The sequence below is a fragment of the Comamonas sp. NLF-1-9 genome, from assembly GCF_019195435.1.
In the GTDB taxonomy this organism is placed as follows: domain Bacteria; phylum Pseudomonadota; class Gammaproteobacteria; order Burkholderiales; family Burkholderiaceae_C; genus Comamonas_C.
Genome location: NZ_CP078069.1, coordinates 2,108,642 through 2,121,023, shown reverse-complemented (window position 1 = coordinate 2,121,023; position 12,382 = coordinate 2,108,642). Strand labels below are relative to the sequence as shown.

Genomic DNA, 12,382 nt, shown 5'->3' with positions numbered 1-12,382 from the left:
ACATGAACGCACGCGAACAAGCCGATGCACTGCTGCGCGCCCTGGGCAATGCGTTGGGCCTGCCCCTGGTGCCCGACGCCGACGGCGCCTGTGGCCTGCGCATCGATGAACGTCTGGAGCTCACGCTGCGGCTGCACGAGCCGCAAGCGGCGCTGCTGGTCTATGCCCAGGTGGGCACCCTGCCCGCCGTGCAGCCCGAAACCGTCTTGCGCCGGTTGCTTGCTGCCAATCATGTCTGGGAGGGCAGTCAGGGAGCGACCTGGTCGCTGCTGGGCGAGCAGCTCACTTTGTCGCGCCTGTGGCCGTTGCAGGACCTGGATGCGGCGGGGCTCGCGGAAGGGCTGGCCCGCTTTGCCGAGGTGGCTCTGGCCGAGCAGACGCGCCTGAGCGCGCCCGGCGCCAGCTCGCCGGCTGGCGCCGCCGCGCTGCCGCCGGGTGTCTGGGCCGCCTGAAGCCAAAGCGCGACCGCGCCTTGTGGCGTGCGCAGCCGCCTGCCTGCCGGAGCGGGCCGGCCGTACATTACGCGCTGCGACGCCCTGCGCGGCGGTGATTTCGGGTCTACCCTGGCGGTGCGAGAGCGCCCGTTTGCATGCGCAGGCGGCACGCCGTGTCCCGGACAATGGAACCGGCTGCCGCAGGCGGTTACTCAAGCGACAGCAAGACGTTTTCTCTCTTATCCTGTTGTTCAACGGATCCGCACCATGTCTGACTTCGCCCTTGGCCAGAGCCTGGCTTTTGACCGCGGCATCGACCGCGTGACCTATGCCCGGCGCGAGGACATGCCCTCGCTGCCCCAGCGCCAGGAAAGCGCGCCGGCCGACGTGGCGGCCCGCCCGCAGGTCGAAGCGCTGCTGGCTTTGCCCACGCTCGACGATTCGCTGGAGAGCAGCATCCGCCCCGAAATGGAGCACCGCGAGCTGATGACGCCCACGCGCTTTCGCCAGGGGCTGGAGGGCATACAGGTCAGCTTGCGCGAGGCAGCGGCACGGCTGCAGGGCTCCGAGAGCAAGCACGACGCCGAGCAGCTGCGCGTGCTCAATCGCGCCACGCGTCTGCTGAACGAAGAATGCCAATTGCGCGACCTGGTGCAGATGTACCGCAGCGTGCTCTATCAGGGGTAAGCCTTTGGCCGCTGACACCACGCCCCGGGCTGGCGAGCCGCCTGCCGCCGAAGCGCAAGGCGATGCCTTGCCGCTGGCACGCCAGCTCGAGGTCATGGACCTGCTGAGCTACATCTACCTGCAGCACGGCCTGCCGGACAAGGCGGCCGTGCTCCTGAGTGCGCGCGACGTGCTGGCGCCGGACAACGCGCGTACATTGCTCATGCTGGCGCTGGCGCAGGTGCGCTCGGCCAAGCCGCAGCGCGCCCTGGCAACGCTGGAGCGCCTTGCGCTGGCTGGCGCGATGGATGCGGCATTTCATCTGGTGCGCGCCCAAGCGCTGCAGGCCCAGGGTCAGGCCGAGGAGGCGGCCAGCGCCATGCGCGCTTATGTGCGCCTGCGCGAGGAGGCGGCTGCGCCAAGCCATGAGGACACGGCGGCTGCCGTGGCGGGCGCATAGTGGCAGGCGATACCCTGGCGTCCGGCGGCCTGTCGCGCCTGCAGCGCGTGGTGCAGGTCGTCACCAGCCGCAACGACCTGGTGCTGGCGGCCTTTCTGGTGGCGGTCATCTTCATGATGATCCTGCCGCTGCCGACCTGGCTGGTCGACCTTTTGATCGGCACCAACATGACGATCTCGGCCATCTTGCTGATGGTCGCGATGTACCTGCCCTCGCCGCTGGCGTTTTCCTCCTTCCCGTCGGTGCTGCTGGTCACCACGCTGTTTCGCCTCGGCATCTCGATCGCCACGACGCGGCTCATCCTGCTGCAGGCCGACGCCGGGCACATCATCCTGACCTTCGGCAATTTCGTCGTCGGCGGCAACCTGGTCGTCGGCCTGGTGGTGTTCCTGATTCTCACCATCGTGCAGTTCGTGGTCATCACCAAAGGCGCCGAGCGCGTGGCCGAGGTGGCGGCGCGCTTTTCGCTTGACGCGATGCCGGGCAAGCAGATGTCGATCGACGGCGACATGCGCGCAGGCACCATAGACATGGAAGAAGCCAAGCGCCGGCGCGGCATCGTCGAGAAGGAAAGCCAGCTCTACGGCGCGATGGATGGCGCGATGAAGTTCGTCAAGGGCGACGCCATCGCCGGCTTGATCATCGTCGCGGTGAACCTGCTGGGCGGCATCGTCATCGGCACCATGCAGCGCGGCATGAGCGCGGCCGACGCGATGAAGACCTATTCCATCCTGACCATAGGCGACGGGCTGATCTCGCAGATTCCTGCGCTGTTCATCGCGATCTGCGCCGGCATGATCGTCACGCGCGTGCAGTCCGACGACGGCGGGCCGTCCAACGTCGGCAAGGACATCGGCGCGCAGGTGATGGCGCAGCCGCGCGCGCTGATGATTGCCGCCGCAGTGGCGCTGGGCATGGGCCTGATCCCCGGCATGCCGTGGCCGGTGTTCCTGGTGCTGGCGCTGGTGATAGGCGGTCTGGGTTTCACCCTGCTGCGAGGCACGCGCAAAGTGGTCGATGAAGCCACTGGCAAGGTCACCGAAGTACCTGCAATGCAGGCTGCGGGCGAGAAGCCGCGCAAGCCCAAGACCGACGGCAGCGAGGAATTCGCCCCCACAGTGCCGCTGCTCATGGATGTGGCTGCCGGCCTGCAAAACAGCTTTGACGCCGAAACCCTCAACGACGAGTTGCTGAAAATCCGCCGGGCGCTGTACTTTGACCTGGGCGTGCCGTTTCCGGGCATCCAGTTGCGCTTCAACGAGGCGCTGGAGGCCGAAAGCTACAACATCCTGCTGTCCGAGGTGCCGGTCTCGCAAGGGCGCCTGCGCCCCGGCTACCTGCTGGTGCGCGAGAGCACCCAGAACCTGGATGCATTGCAAATCGCCTACGAGAGCGACCGCAAGTTCCTGCCGCACATTCCCACGCTCTGGGTCGGCGACACGCTGCGCGACACGCTCAGCCGCAGCGGCATCCCCTTCATGGACGCGAGCCAGGTGCTGACCTACCACCTGGCCTTCGTGCTCAAGAAATACTCGGCCGACTTCATCGGCATCCAGGAAACGCGCTTTCTGCTCGGGGCGATGGAGGCGCGCTTTCCCGATCTGGTCAAGGAATCGACGCGGGTGCTGCCGATCCAGAAGATCGCCGAAATCCTGCAGCGTCTGGTGTCCGAAGACATTTCGGTGCGCAACCTGCGCAGCATTCTCGAATCGCTCATCGAATGGGGGCAGAAGGAAAAGGATTCGGTGTTGCTGACCGAATACGTGCGCTCCACGCTCAAGCGCCACATCAGCTACAAGTATTCCAGTGGCCAGAACGTGCTGCCCGCCTATTTGCTCGCCCCGGCCATCGAAGACCAGGTGCGCGCCGCGATCCGCCAGACCTCGGCGGGCAGCTATCTGTCGCTGGATCCGGCGGTGAGCAAGAAGCTGGTGGAAAACATCAAGAAGGCCGTGGGCGACATCGGCGCGAGCGGCCAGCGCCCGGTGCTGCTGACCTCGATGGATATCCGCCGCTACATGCGCAAGATGATCGAGCAGGATTTGTACGAGCTGCCGGTGCTCAGCTACCAGGAGCTGACGCAGGAGATCAACATCCAGCCGCTGGCGCGGATCGATTTGTAAGTGCGGTCATGTACACTTCGAAAATGATAGCTTCCAGCGCACGCCAGACAAGCGCCAAAGCCCGATTTGTCTTGAATTCTTGCGGCATCGGATCAGGCCTGGGGAGGGCCGCGCGCCATGATGCGTGAGGCCTTTGCCGCCGAGCTGCGCGTGCTCGATGGTCGGCACGCCGGCGCGAGCGCCCCGGCCTTCGACGGCCTGCTGCTGGGCACGGGCGAGGATGCCGACGTCATCCTCACCGACCTTGCGCCGCAGTTGGGCTTGGCGCGTTTGCATCTGCTCGACAATGGCCGCTGGCTGCTCTGGCCCGCCGCCGAAACGCCCGACGACAAGGCGCGGGCCGAAGCCGCCCATCTGGGCGCGGCGCGCCCCTGGGGGGGCTTGAGTCTGTGCGTGAGTGCGCCGCACACCGACTGGCCAAAAGCCTTCACGCAGTCACCGACGCCATTGCCCGCCCAGCCGCCGGCGCCCGAACCCGGGCAGGCTGGCGCGGCCGCATCGCAAGCGCCGGCCCAGATGCTCGCGCCTTTGGCATCGGAGGCGCAGGGTGCGCCGCCCATCGACGCCCCTGCCGCTGGCGTGCAGACCAGACGCACCCTTTTCAGCCGCTGGCTGCTGCTGGCGGCCCTGGGTCTGCTGATCGCGCTCGCCTACGGGCTCTGGGTGCGCAGCGCCCCGCCGGCCGCAGCGCTGTTGGCGGCGCCCGCCGCGCCGATCGATCGCACGCAGGCCGCGCGCAGCCAACTGGGCGATTTGCAGCTGCGCATCGCGCAGGTCGATCCGGCATTGCGACTGAAGCTGCAGCCGCGCGCGGATGGCAGGGTGTTGGTGCAGGGCTGGGTCGATACGCTCGCGCAGTTCGACCGCCTGGCCGAAGCCTTGGCCCAGCACCAGCCGCAGCCGGTGCTGCAGGTGCGTGTGGCCAGCGAATTGCAGGCCGAGCTGCGCGCCTTGCTCGCGATGCGCTTTGCGCAACTCGACTTCCTGCCGGACGGGCCTGGGCGTCTGCGCGTCGAGGGCATCGTGGCCAATGCCGCCGTGCGCCAGGAGGCATTGACTGCAGTGCGTGAGCAACTGCCGCGCGAGCTGACGGTGAGCGATGGCCTGCGCCTGGCCGGGCAGCTCGCGCCCCAGGTGCGCTCGGCGCTGGTTGGCGCGGGTTTTGCGGACACCCAGGCGCAGTGGGATGGCCAGCAGATGCAGTTGACGGTGGCGTTGGCGGCCAACGCGCGCGGGCAGCTGGAAAACGCCCTGGTCGCCCTGGTCAAGCGCTTTCGCGGCCTGCCGCTGCACGTGAGCGTGCAGTCGGTGCAGGCGCTGCAGCAGGCCGAACGCGGCCCCGCACCCTTTGCCATCCGCAGCGTGGTCAGCGGCCGGCAGTCTTATCTGGTGCTGCCTGATGGCAGCCGCCTGCTGCCCGGCGGCACGCATGCGGGATGGCGCCTGCAGTCCATAGAGCCCGAGCTGCTGGTCTTTGACGCACCGCGGCGCTTGGTGGTCGAGCGCTGAGCACGCACAATGCAGCCATGAGCGAGCTCCGTGATTTTCTGGCCATGCACGGGTTTTCCCGCGCGAGTGCCGAAGCCGCGTCGCCCCCCTGGGGCGCGCTCAGTGCGCTCGAGGCCGCGCTCGACGGCCCGGCTGCGGCGGCGCAAGAGGCGCGTGCGGCGGCAGCCAGTCAACTGGCGCGGATGGACGCGCGTCTGCGCAAGGCCTTGCAGGCGGGGGTCAAGCCGCAGGATTTCGCTACCTTGCAAGCGGTCCGCGCAGCCTGCGAGGCTGCGCAAGCCGTACTGGACTGCATCGGTGTGCCGGACGATGGAGTCGCGTCGAACCAGCTCGGCCATTCAGCTAGCCACAAAGGAGTGATCCCATGACTGCATCCGTAAGCCCGGGCTCCGCCGGGGGCAGTGTCGTCAGCTTCGATTCCATCGCCCAGGCTCTGGGCGCGGTGACCGACAACGCCGAAACCAATCTGCGCGCCAAGATCGACAAGATCAACAGCGCCGGCGACGGCAACGTCAGCCAGGCCGACATGCTCATGCTGCAGGCCGATCTGCAGAAGTGGTCGATGATGATCCAGCTGCAGAGCACCATTACCAAGGAACTTGGTGATGCGCTCAAGGGTATCATCCAGAAGGCGGGCTGAACGCCGCTGCGAACACTGCCCTGCAACAGGGCTGGTATCGGTCGGGCTTGGCCTGTTTGAGAAGCGCTTGACGTGATGGATGCATTTGGCCAGTTGCTGCTGGCCGTGGGTCGCGAATTGGGTATCGAAGGTCTGCGCGCCGATGCCCAGGGGTGTTGCCGCCTGGTGTTTGACGGGCAGCGCATGCTCGAACTGCGTGCGGCTGCGGCGCAGGGCCGGGTGCTGCTCAGTTGCCGGCTGCTGGGAGCGCCGCCAACGCCCGAGCACGCGCTGCTGTTGCTGGGCGCCAACGCCTGGGGCAGCGGCAGCGCGGGAGGCTGGTTTGCCCTGGACGATGCGCAGCAGTTGTGCCTGCAGCATGCGCTGATCCCTGCCGAGGATGGCGCACCCGAGCTGCTGCGCCAGATCGAAAACATGCTGAACGCGGCCGAACGCTGGGAGCCCCGGCTCAGCGCCCCGGCAGGCCAGCCGACGGCGCCGGCGCCGATCTCGCCGTGGATGCAGAAGGTGTGAGCGGCGCGTGCTGGCGCCCCGGGCTCAGGCCGTTCGGCGCAGGAACACCAGCCGGTCGGCGCCTGCACCCAGGCTCTGCCGGCCCACGCCCCAACAGCCCTTGCGGGTCAGCTCGCTCTGGCCTTGCCAGTCCTGGCCGTCGACCAGGTGGCGCTGCACCGCGTCGAAGCGCCAGTTGCCGCCCGGCTCGATGGCCAGCAGCTGGCGCTTGAGCCCGTCGATCTGCCCCACCCAGCCTATGCGCATGCCTTCGCGCATCATGTTGTGGCGGCTTGCGTGGTTGTGCAGCGACACCATGGCCACGAAAAAGCTGCGCCCGTGCGCCTGTCCGAGCGCAATGCGCGCCACCAGCAGCATGCGCTGCAGATGGTGGCCGCGGTAGGGCTCGAGCACCATGCAACTGGCCAGGTGGGCGGTGTGCGCCGGGTTGGCGGTGTGCGCCGCAAAGTAGTGCGCGAGGTTGTCCGCGTCGCTCGCGGCGGGCAGTCCGAGCATGGCATAGGCCACGAGCCGCTCGCCGTCGAACACGCCTATGGTCTCGCCGCCGCGCGCATCTCTGCTTGCCAGATGCCCTTGCACGAAGCCCCGCTCGTCGTCTTCACGCACGTACAGGTCGGGGTTGGGCAGGCCGCTGAGCACCTGGTCGCGCAGTTGCATGACCGCATCGGCATCTTCCGGGCTGAGCAGGCGCGAGCGCAGCCGCTGCAGGCGCTCCTCGCGCACCGGTTGCAGGCTGGGAGGGATGGCGGTCCGGGGTGCGCGGGCCATGGCGCCGTCTCAGAAATCCAGCTCGACGCCGGCCAGCCGCAAGCGGCTGCGCAGCTCGCCGCGCGCGCGCGATATGCGGCTGCGCACCGTACCGACCGGCACGGTGAGCAGCGCCGCCGCATCTTCGTAGGACAGCTCGTCTACGGCCACCAGCAGCAGCACTTCGCGCATGTGCTCGGGCAGCTCTTGCAGAGCAAGCTGCAAGGCCTGCAACTGCTGCGACTGCACCAGGGCGACGCTGGGGCTGGGTGCCTCGCAGGCCACGGCGTCGAGCGCTTCCTCGCCGACGAAGTCGTATCGGCGCTGTGGCGCGCGCGACAGGTGGTTGCGCACCAGGTTCATTGCGATGCCGTAGAGCCAGGTCGAAAGTTCAGACTGGCCGCGAAAGCGTTCGTAAGAGCGCACCGCCTCGGCAAAGGCCTGCTGCGTCAGATCTTCCGCGTCGTCGCAGTGGCCTATGTTCTTGATGATGAAGCGATGCAGGCGCGACCAATGGGCCCGTACCAGGTCGCGAAACAGCAAGTCGCGGTTCGCCGTGTCCCCGATCGGGGACTCCTGCATCGAGGACGGCCAAGGCGCGGCCTGCGCGTGCGTCGGAGCGCGGTGGTCTTCCTGATCGTTGCCGCTGCGGTTCATGAGGGGCGGAGATTACGCCATTCTTGACTCGGTGTGGGCCTTGCGTGCCTGCGAGGTCTCTTTTCTTTTGTCAATTCGCGGGCGCAGTCTTTGACAGACATTCACAGTTGTCTGTGGATTTTCGGGTTCCAATTGGCTCGCACTGGCCATGGAACCGCGTGGCGGCCTTGGTTACTAAACACACGTCATGGTCTCGATATCGCAGGGACGCACTCTGGAATTTCACGTTTTGAACATTCAATCGCCCTGGTCAGCGCCGCCTACCGCCCCTTCCTCCATGCTGGAGGCGTTTGAGCAGGCGGCACACAAGCACGATGCGGTGCGCATCACGCTCGATGGCGCCCACTGGCAGGTGCAAGGCGTGGGCACCATGCCGCAGAGCCGGCGCGAAGTGGCCTGGGTCAGCCCGGATGCGGCCCAGTCCGACACCACTTCGGCCTTTGTGCAGGCGCTGGGCCAATCGTTTTCCGCAGGCATCAGCGCGGCGGTGGCGCGCGAGCTCGACTTGCAGCCCGCGCCCGGCCAGGCGCTGGCGTCGCGCGCGGTCAAGCTGGCGCTGGACATGGCGCAGACCAGCCGTCAGGCGCTCACCGGGGTGGATTTCCTCACCCGTCTGCAGTTTTCCGCCGCAGCCGACGGCCCCGAATTCCGCCGGGTCTGCGAGTCGCTCGAGCTGGATGCCGGCGCACTCACCACGGCCCAGCGTGAACGCATCGACGCGCAGCTCGACGAACGCTTTGCACAGGCGCAGGCGAGCGGCAGCGCTCCGGTGGAAAACCGCCTGGCCGAGCAGTGGTTGCGCGAGGCGCTGCAGGAGTCGCAGCGCACTTGAGTCGCGCCGCTGCACGGCCCGCGCGTGCAAGCAGCGCCTCAATGCAGCGGCCGCTCCAGCCGTTTGCTTGCCGCCGAGAGCGCGTAATTCACCGCGCAGTAAAGCAGCGCCACCACCAGGTAGACGGGTACCAGCGCGTGGTAGTTGGCGATCAGCACCTTGGCGTTTTGCATCAGTTCACCGTAGGTGACCACGTAGCCGAAGGTGGTGTCCTTGACCACGATGACCAGTTGCGCGACCAGCGCCGGGACGATGTAGCGCAGCGCCTGCGGAAAGACGATGGAGAAAAACACCTGCGCTTCGCTCATGCCCAGGCTGCGCGCCGCCGCGCCTTGGCCGCGCGCCACCGCCAGCACCCCGGCGCGATACACCTCGGCCACTACGGCGGCAGCGCTCAGGCTCACCGGCAGGGTCAGCATCCAGTAGGTGCTGAGCTTGATGCCGAGCTGGGGCAACACCAGAAAGCACACATAGATCAGCAGCAGCGTGGGCGTGCCGCGCAGGAATTCGATGGCCGCGACGCTGGGCCAGCGCAGCAGCCGCAGGGGAGCCAGGCGCCCCAGCATCAGCAGCAGCCCCAGGGTCAGCGCGATGACCGCGGCCATCGCCGCCGAGGCCATGGTGCCCAGCAGGCCGCGCCAGAGGAAGGACCAGGTCGTCGGCCAGGCAAAGAAGCGCCAGTAGCGCGCATCGAGCTGCCCGGCGCTGTGAAAGCGCCAGGCGACGCCGGCCGCCAGCGCCAGCAGCGCACCGAAGGCCAGCAGGCTCAAGGCCCGGGTCCCGGCGCGCGCGCGCGGGGTAGGCGCGCCGAACAGCAAGTCTTCCAGCGGGCGGCTCATTTCAGGATGCGCAGCTTCTTCTCCAGCGCAGCGCCTGCCCAGGCAATCAGCAGCCCGGTGAGCACGTACAGCGTGGCGGCGATGACGAAGGCGGCTATGCCGGCGGCCGAATCGGTGGCGATCTTGGACACCAGCGCCGTGAGTTCGCGCCCCGCCATGGGCACCTGCGAAGCGAGCGAGGTGGACAGCATCAAGGCGATCAGCAGCGAGGTCATGGGCTGGACCACCGCGCGCAGCGCCTGCGGCAGCACCACCGAGGTGATCACCTGCAGCGGCCGCAGCCCCAGGCTGAGCGCTGCCGCGATCTGCCCGTGGGCCACGGTATTGATGCCGCTGCGCAGGTAGTCGGCGGTGAAGGCCGAGCACACCAGTGCCAGGGTCAGCACCACGCTGGGCTCGTAGTCGATCACCACCTCAAGATCGGGCAGCGCAAAGACGATGAAGATCAGCAGCGCTACCGCGGGGATATTGCGAAAGACCTCGACATAGACGGCCAGCGCCAGGCGCAGCGGCGGCAGGGGCAGCAGCCGCAGCACCGTCAGCATCAGGCCGAGCAACACCCCGGGCACGAAGGACAGCAGCGTGAGCTTCCAGGTCAGCAAAAGGGCCTGCCAGAAGACAGGCCCGTAGTCGAGCACCAGTCTTGCCAGCTCGGCCACGGCTCAGCGGTCCGGCGTGGCGCTCACACGCTAGGGAATCGCCGGCGGCGTGGGCACGTCGGTGCTGCCGGTGCGCTCACCGATGGAGATGGTCCAGAGCTTGGCCCAGAGGCCGTCGGCCTGCACCTTTTTGAGGAAGGTGTTGACGAAGGCCACGCCGTCCGAGCCCTTGGGCAGGCCCACGCCATAGGGGTCCTCGGCGCCAAAGGGCGCGCCCGCCAGGCGCGTGTCGCCGGTGCCCAGGCTCAGCGCGTTGAGCAGCAGCGTGTAGTCGGTCACGTAGGCGTCGACGCGGCCCTGGCGCAGCGCGTCCAGCGCCTCCTGGTGCGTCTGGAACTCCTGCACCGTCGCCTTGGGCGCAAACTGCGCGAGGATGGCCGGCCCGGTGGAGCCCGCCTGCGTCGCGACCTTCTTGCCGGCCAGGTCGGCATGCGACTGGATGGTCTTGTTGTTCGCCTTGACCAGCACCCCGGCCTGCGAGGTGTAGTAGGGGCCGGCAAACGAAATCTTCTCGGCGCGTGCGGGGGTGATCGAGTAGGTCGCCAGCACCATGTCCACCTGGTCGTTGATCAGCACCTGCTCGCGCGTGGACGAGGTCACCTGGGTGAACTGGATCTTCGCGCCGTCGCCCAGGATGTAGCGCGCAATCAGCTGCGCCAGCCCCGCGTCGAAGCCGCGCATCTTGCCGTCTTTTTCATTGAGCAGGGAAAACAGGTTGGAGGTCTGCGTCGCACCCAGGCGCAGCGTGCCCGCCTGCTTGATCTTGCTGGCCCAGTTGCTCGAGGCGAGCGTGGCGGCGTCGGCTACCGGCCCCTGCGCGATCAGCGCGTCGAAGGCGGCGGCATTGATGGGCGTGCCTTGCGCGTACAGCGAGCCTGCGGCGACAAAGGCCAAGGCGGCGACGGAGGACTTGATCAGGGACTGGATGGACATCGGACACTCTCGCGTGGTGGCTCAGGCGGGTCAATATATCCCAGTTGCGCTGCCTCAGGGCCTGCGCCAGGCCGCCAGCTCGGGCGGCGCCAGCACCTCGGGGTCGAAGGCGCGGTCACCATCGGGGTCGGCAATGCCGGTGGCGCGCGCGCCCTTGAAGTCGTGCAGCTTCTGGTCCATCAGGTGCGAGGGCACGACATGGCCCATGGCCCGGAACATGCTCTCGATGCGGCCCGGGTGCTTCTTCTCCCATTCGCGCAGCATCTCGCCGACGACCACGCGCTGCAGCCCTTCCTGGCTGCCGCAGAGGTTGCACGGGATGATGGGAAAGTCCTGCAGCTCGGACCAGCGGCGCGTGTCCTTCTCGCTCACGTAGCACAGCGGCCGGATGACCACGTGCTTGCCGTCGTCCGAGACCAGCTTGGGCGGCATGCCCTTCATGCGCCCGCCGTAGAACAGGTTGAGCAGCAGCGTGGCGACGATGTCGTCGCGGTGGTGGCCCAGCGCCACTTTGGTGGCGCCCAGCTCGCTGGCCACGCGGTAGAGGATGGCGCGGCGCAGGCGCGAACACACGCTGCAGGTGGTCTTGCCCTCGGGCACCAGGCGCTTGACGACGCTGTAGGTGTCCTGGTTCTCGATGTGAAAATCCACGCCTATGCGCGTGAGGTAGTCGGGCAGCACATGCTCCGGAAAGCCCGGCTGCTTCTGGTCGAGGTTGACGGCGACGATCTTGAAGTGGATCGGCGCGCGCTTTTGCAGCTTGAGCAGGATGTCGAGCAGCGTATAGCTGTCCTTGCCGCCCGAGAGGCACACCATGACCTTGTCGCCCTCTTCGATCATGTCGTAGTCGATGATCGCGCGCCCGACTTCGCGGCACAGGCGTTTTTCCAGTTTGTGGGCTTCGTGTTCGGCCTTGCGCGTGTCGTGCGCGGGCGCGGCGGCGCTGGCTTCGTTGAGGTGCATGGCGCTGTTCACCATTGTCCGGTTTCGATGCGGATGGCGACTTCGCAGTCGTCAAAGATTTCCAGTTTGGCGATCTTCACGCGCACGCCGCGCACGCCCGGCAGGGCCAGCAGGCGCCGCGCGAGCTTGCCGATCAGGCTCTCCAGCAGGTTCAGGTGCTCGGCCTTGCATTCGTCGATGATGATCTGGCGCACCTTGCGGTAGTCGAGCACGTGCAGGATGTCGTCGTCGGGCGGCGCCAGCGGCTGGGTGCCGAGGTTGAGCTCGGCGTCCACCTGGATGGGCTGGGGCGCCTGGTGCTCGTGCGCCAGGATGCCCAGGTTGGCGTCAAAGCGCAGGCCTGTCAGCGTCAGCGTCTGCTGGCCTTGGTGGGGAAGAGGCATGGTCATGGCGGGATGGCGCGGCCG

Annotated in this window: 16 protein-coding genes; 9 read left to right on the top strand and 7 right to left on the bottom strand. The window is 67.5% G+C overall.

All coding sequences use genetic code 11. From position 1 onward, the window contains the following. Window positions 1–2: 2 nt before the first annotated feature. The 8 genes from KUD94_RS10155 to KUD94_RS10120 all read left to right on the top strand — a co-directional run bounded on the left by KUD94_RS10155 (window position 3) and on the right by KUD94_RS10120 (window position 6,345). Window positions 3–452 carry a type III secretion system chaperone gene (locus KUD94_RS10155; RefSeq protein WP_218237101.1) on the top strand — a complete coding sequence of 150 codons (450 nt, stop codon included), beginning with the start codon at window positions 3–5 and terminating at the stop codon, window positions 450–452. A gap of 249 nt (window positions 453–701) precedes the next feature. Further along, window positions 702–1,121, top strand: coding sequence for a hypothetical protein (locus KUD94_RS10150; protein WP_218237100.1), 420 nt, complete (start codon window positions 702–704; stop codon window positions 1,119–1,121). 4 nt (window positions 1,122–1,125) lie between these two features. Beyond that, window positions 1,126–1,560 (top strand): hypothetical protein, encoded by a 435-nt coding sequence (locus tag KUD94_RS10145; protein WP_255568712.1) that lies wholly within the window; start codon window positions 1,126–1,128, stop codon window positions 1,558–1,560. A 29-nt stretch (window positions 1,561–1,589) separates the two neighbouring features. Next, window positions 1,590–3,683, top strand: a complete 2,094-nt coding sequence (sctV, locus tag KUD94_RS10140) for a type III secretion system export apparatus subunit SctV (protein WP_218239266.1) — start codon at window positions 1,590–1,592, stop codon at window positions 3,681–3,683. Window positions 3,684–3,800: 117 nt separating this feature from the next. Further along, a complete protein-coding gene (gene sctD / locus KUD94_RS10135) occupies window positions 3,801–5,192 on the top strand; it encodes a type III secretion system inner membrane ring subunit SctD (protein ID WP_218237099.1) in 1,392 nt (463 codons plus the stop codon). 17 nt (window positions 5,193–5,209) lie between these two features. Continuing rightward, window positions 5,210–5,560: an EscE/YscE/SsaE family type III secretion system needle protein co-chaperone gene (locus tag KUD94_RS10130; RefSeq protein ID WP_218237098.1), complete on the top strand. Its 351-nt coding sequence runs from the start codon at window positions 5,210–5,212 to the stop codon at window positions 5,558–5,560. After that, entirely contained in the window at window positions 5,557–5,832 is a 276-nt protein-coding gene (locus KUD94_RS10125; protein ID WP_218237097.1) for an EscF/YscF/HrpA family type III secretion system needle major subunit, read from the top strand. The genes KUD94_RS10130 and KUD94_RS10125 overlap by 4 nt, the downstream gene beginning before the upstream one ends. Window positions 5,833–5,907: 75 nt before the next feature. Beyond that, complete coding sequence (locus KUD94_RS10120) at window positions 5,908–6,345, top strand: type III secretion system chaperone (protein WP_218237096.1); 438 nt, start codon at window positions 5,908–5,910, stop codon at window positions 6,343–6,345. Between the two features lie 24 nt (window positions 6,346–6,369). Here the strand turns inward: KUD94_RS10120 and KUD94_RS10115 are convergent, their stop codons facing one another. Then, the gene (locus KUD94_RS10115) at window positions 6,370–7,113 is read right to left on the bottom strand and encodes a hypothetical protein (RefSeq protein WP_218237095.1); all 744 of its coding nucleotides are present in this window, start codon (window positions 7,111–7,113) and stop codon (window positions 6,370–6,372) included. Between the two features lie 9 nt (window positions 7,114–7,122). Further along, the gene (locus KUD94_RS10110) at window positions 7,123–7,749 is read right to left on the bottom strand and encodes an RNA polymerase sigma factor (RefSeq protein ID WP_255568711.1); all 627 of its coding nucleotides are present in this window, start codon (window positions 7,747–7,749) and stop codon (window positions 7,123–7,125) included. A 277-nt stretch (window positions 7,750–8,026) separates the two neighbouring features. Here KUD94_RS10110 and KUD94_RS10105 point away from each other — a divergent pair, with 277 nt between their 5' ends. Next, window positions 8,027–8,581 (top strand): hypothetical protein, encoded by a 555-nt coding sequence (locus KUD94_RS10105; RefSeq protein WP_218237094.1) that lies wholly within the window; start codon window positions 8,027–8,029, stop codon window positions 8,579–8,581. A 38-nt stretch (window positions 8,582–8,619) separates the two neighbouring features. Here the strand turns inward: KUD94_RS10105 and KUD94_RS10100 are convergent, their stop codons facing one another. Genes KUD94_RS10100 through KUD94_RS10080 form a run of 5 tightly spaced genes read right to left on the bottom strand, consistent with a single transcriptional unit; the run spans window position 8,620 to window position 12,358 of the window. Further along, on the bottom strand, window positions 8,620–9,420 hold the full coding sequence (locus KUD94_RS10100; protein ID WP_218237093.1) for an amino acid ABC transporter permease: 801 nt from the start codon (window positions 9,418–9,420) through the stop codon (window positions 8,620–8,622). Beyond that, window positions 9,417–10,079: an amino acid ABC transporter permease gene (locus KUD94_RS10095; protein WP_218237092.1), complete on the bottom strand. Its 663-nt coding sequence runs from the start codon at window positions 10,077–10,079 to the stop codon at window positions 9,417–9,419. The genes KUD94_RS10100 and KUD94_RS10095 overlap by 4 nt, the downstream gene beginning before the upstream one ends. A gap of 30 nt (window positions 10,080–10,109) precedes the next feature. After that, on the bottom strand, window positions 10,110–11,012 hold the full coding sequence (locus KUD94_RS10090; RefSeq protein ID WP_218237091.1) for a glutamate ABC transporter substrate-binding protein: 903 nt from the start codon (window positions 11,010–11,012) through the stop codon (window positions 10,110–10,112). A gap of 54 nt (window positions 11,013–11,066) precedes the next feature. Beyond that, window positions 11,067–11,975: a tRNA 2-thiocytidine(32) synthetase TtcA gene (gene ttcA, locus KUD94_RS10085; protein ID WP_370625864.1), complete on the bottom strand. Its 909-nt coding sequence runs from the start codon at window positions 11,973–11,975 to the stop codon at window positions 11,067–11,069. A gap of 8 nt (window positions 11,976–11,983) precedes the next feature. Next, complete coding sequence (locus KUD94_RS10080; protein ID WP_218237089.1) at window positions 11,984–12,358, bottom strand: dihydroneopterin aldolase; 375 nt, start codon at window positions 12,356–12,358, stop codon at window positions 11,984–11,986. Window positions 12,359–12,382: the final 24 nt, after the last annotated feature.

Bases quoted from the DNA above. Each gene is read 5' to 3' on its own strand.
- KUD94_RS10110 (WP_255568711.1), bottom strand. From the start codon at position 7,749: ATGAACCGCAGCGGCAACGATCAGGAAGACCACCGCGCTCCGACGCAC.
- KUD94_RS10105 (WP_218237094.1), top strand. From the start codon at position 8,027: ATGCTGGAGGCGTTTGAGCAGGCGGCACACAAGCACGATGCGGTGCGC.
- KUD94_RS10120 (WP_218237096.1), top strand. From the start codon at position 5,908: ATGGATGCATTTGGCCAGTTGCTGCTGGCCGTGGGTCGCGAATTGGGT.
- KUD94_RS10130 (WP_218237098.1), top strand. From the start codon at position 5,210: ATGAGCGAGCTCCGTGATTTTCTGGCCATGCACGGGTTTTCCCGCGCG.
- KUD94_RS10150 (WP_218237100.1), top strand. From the start codon at position 702: ATGTCTGACTTCGCCCTTGGCCAGAGCCTGGCTTTTGACCGCGGCATC.
- KUD94_RS10155 (WP_218237101.1), top strand. From the start codon at position 3: ATGAACGCACGCGAACAAGCCGATGCACTGCTGCGCGCCCTGGGCAAT.
- KUD94_RS10090 (WP_218237091.1), bottom strand. From the start codon at position 11,012: ATGTCCATCCAGTCCCTGATCAAGTCCTCCGTCGCCGCCTTGGCCTTT.
- KUD94_RS10115 (WP_218237095.1), bottom strand. From the start codon at position 7,113: ATGGCCCGCGCACCCCGGACCGCCATCCCTCCCAGCCTGCAACCGGTG.
- KUD94_RS10080 (WP_218237089.1), bottom strand. From the start codon at position 12,358: ATGCCTCTTCCCCACCAAGGCCAGCAGACGCTGACGCTGACAGGCCTG.
- ttcA (WP_370625864.1), bottom strand. From the start codon at position 11,975: ATGCACCTCAACGAAGCCAGCGCCGCCGCGCCCGCGCACGACACGCGC.
- KUD94_RS10125 (WP_218237097.1), top strand. From the start codon at position 5,557: ATGACTGCATCCGTAAGCCCGGGCTCCGCCGGGGGCAGTGTCGTCAGC.
- sctD (WP_218237099.1), top strand. From the start codon at position 3,801: ATGATGCGTGAGGCCTTTGCCGCCGAGCTGCGCGTGCTCGATGGTCGG.
- KUD94_RS10100 (WP_218237093.1), bottom strand. From the start codon at position 9,420: ATGAGCCGCCCGCTGGAAGACTTGCTGTTCGGCGCGCCTACCCCGCGC.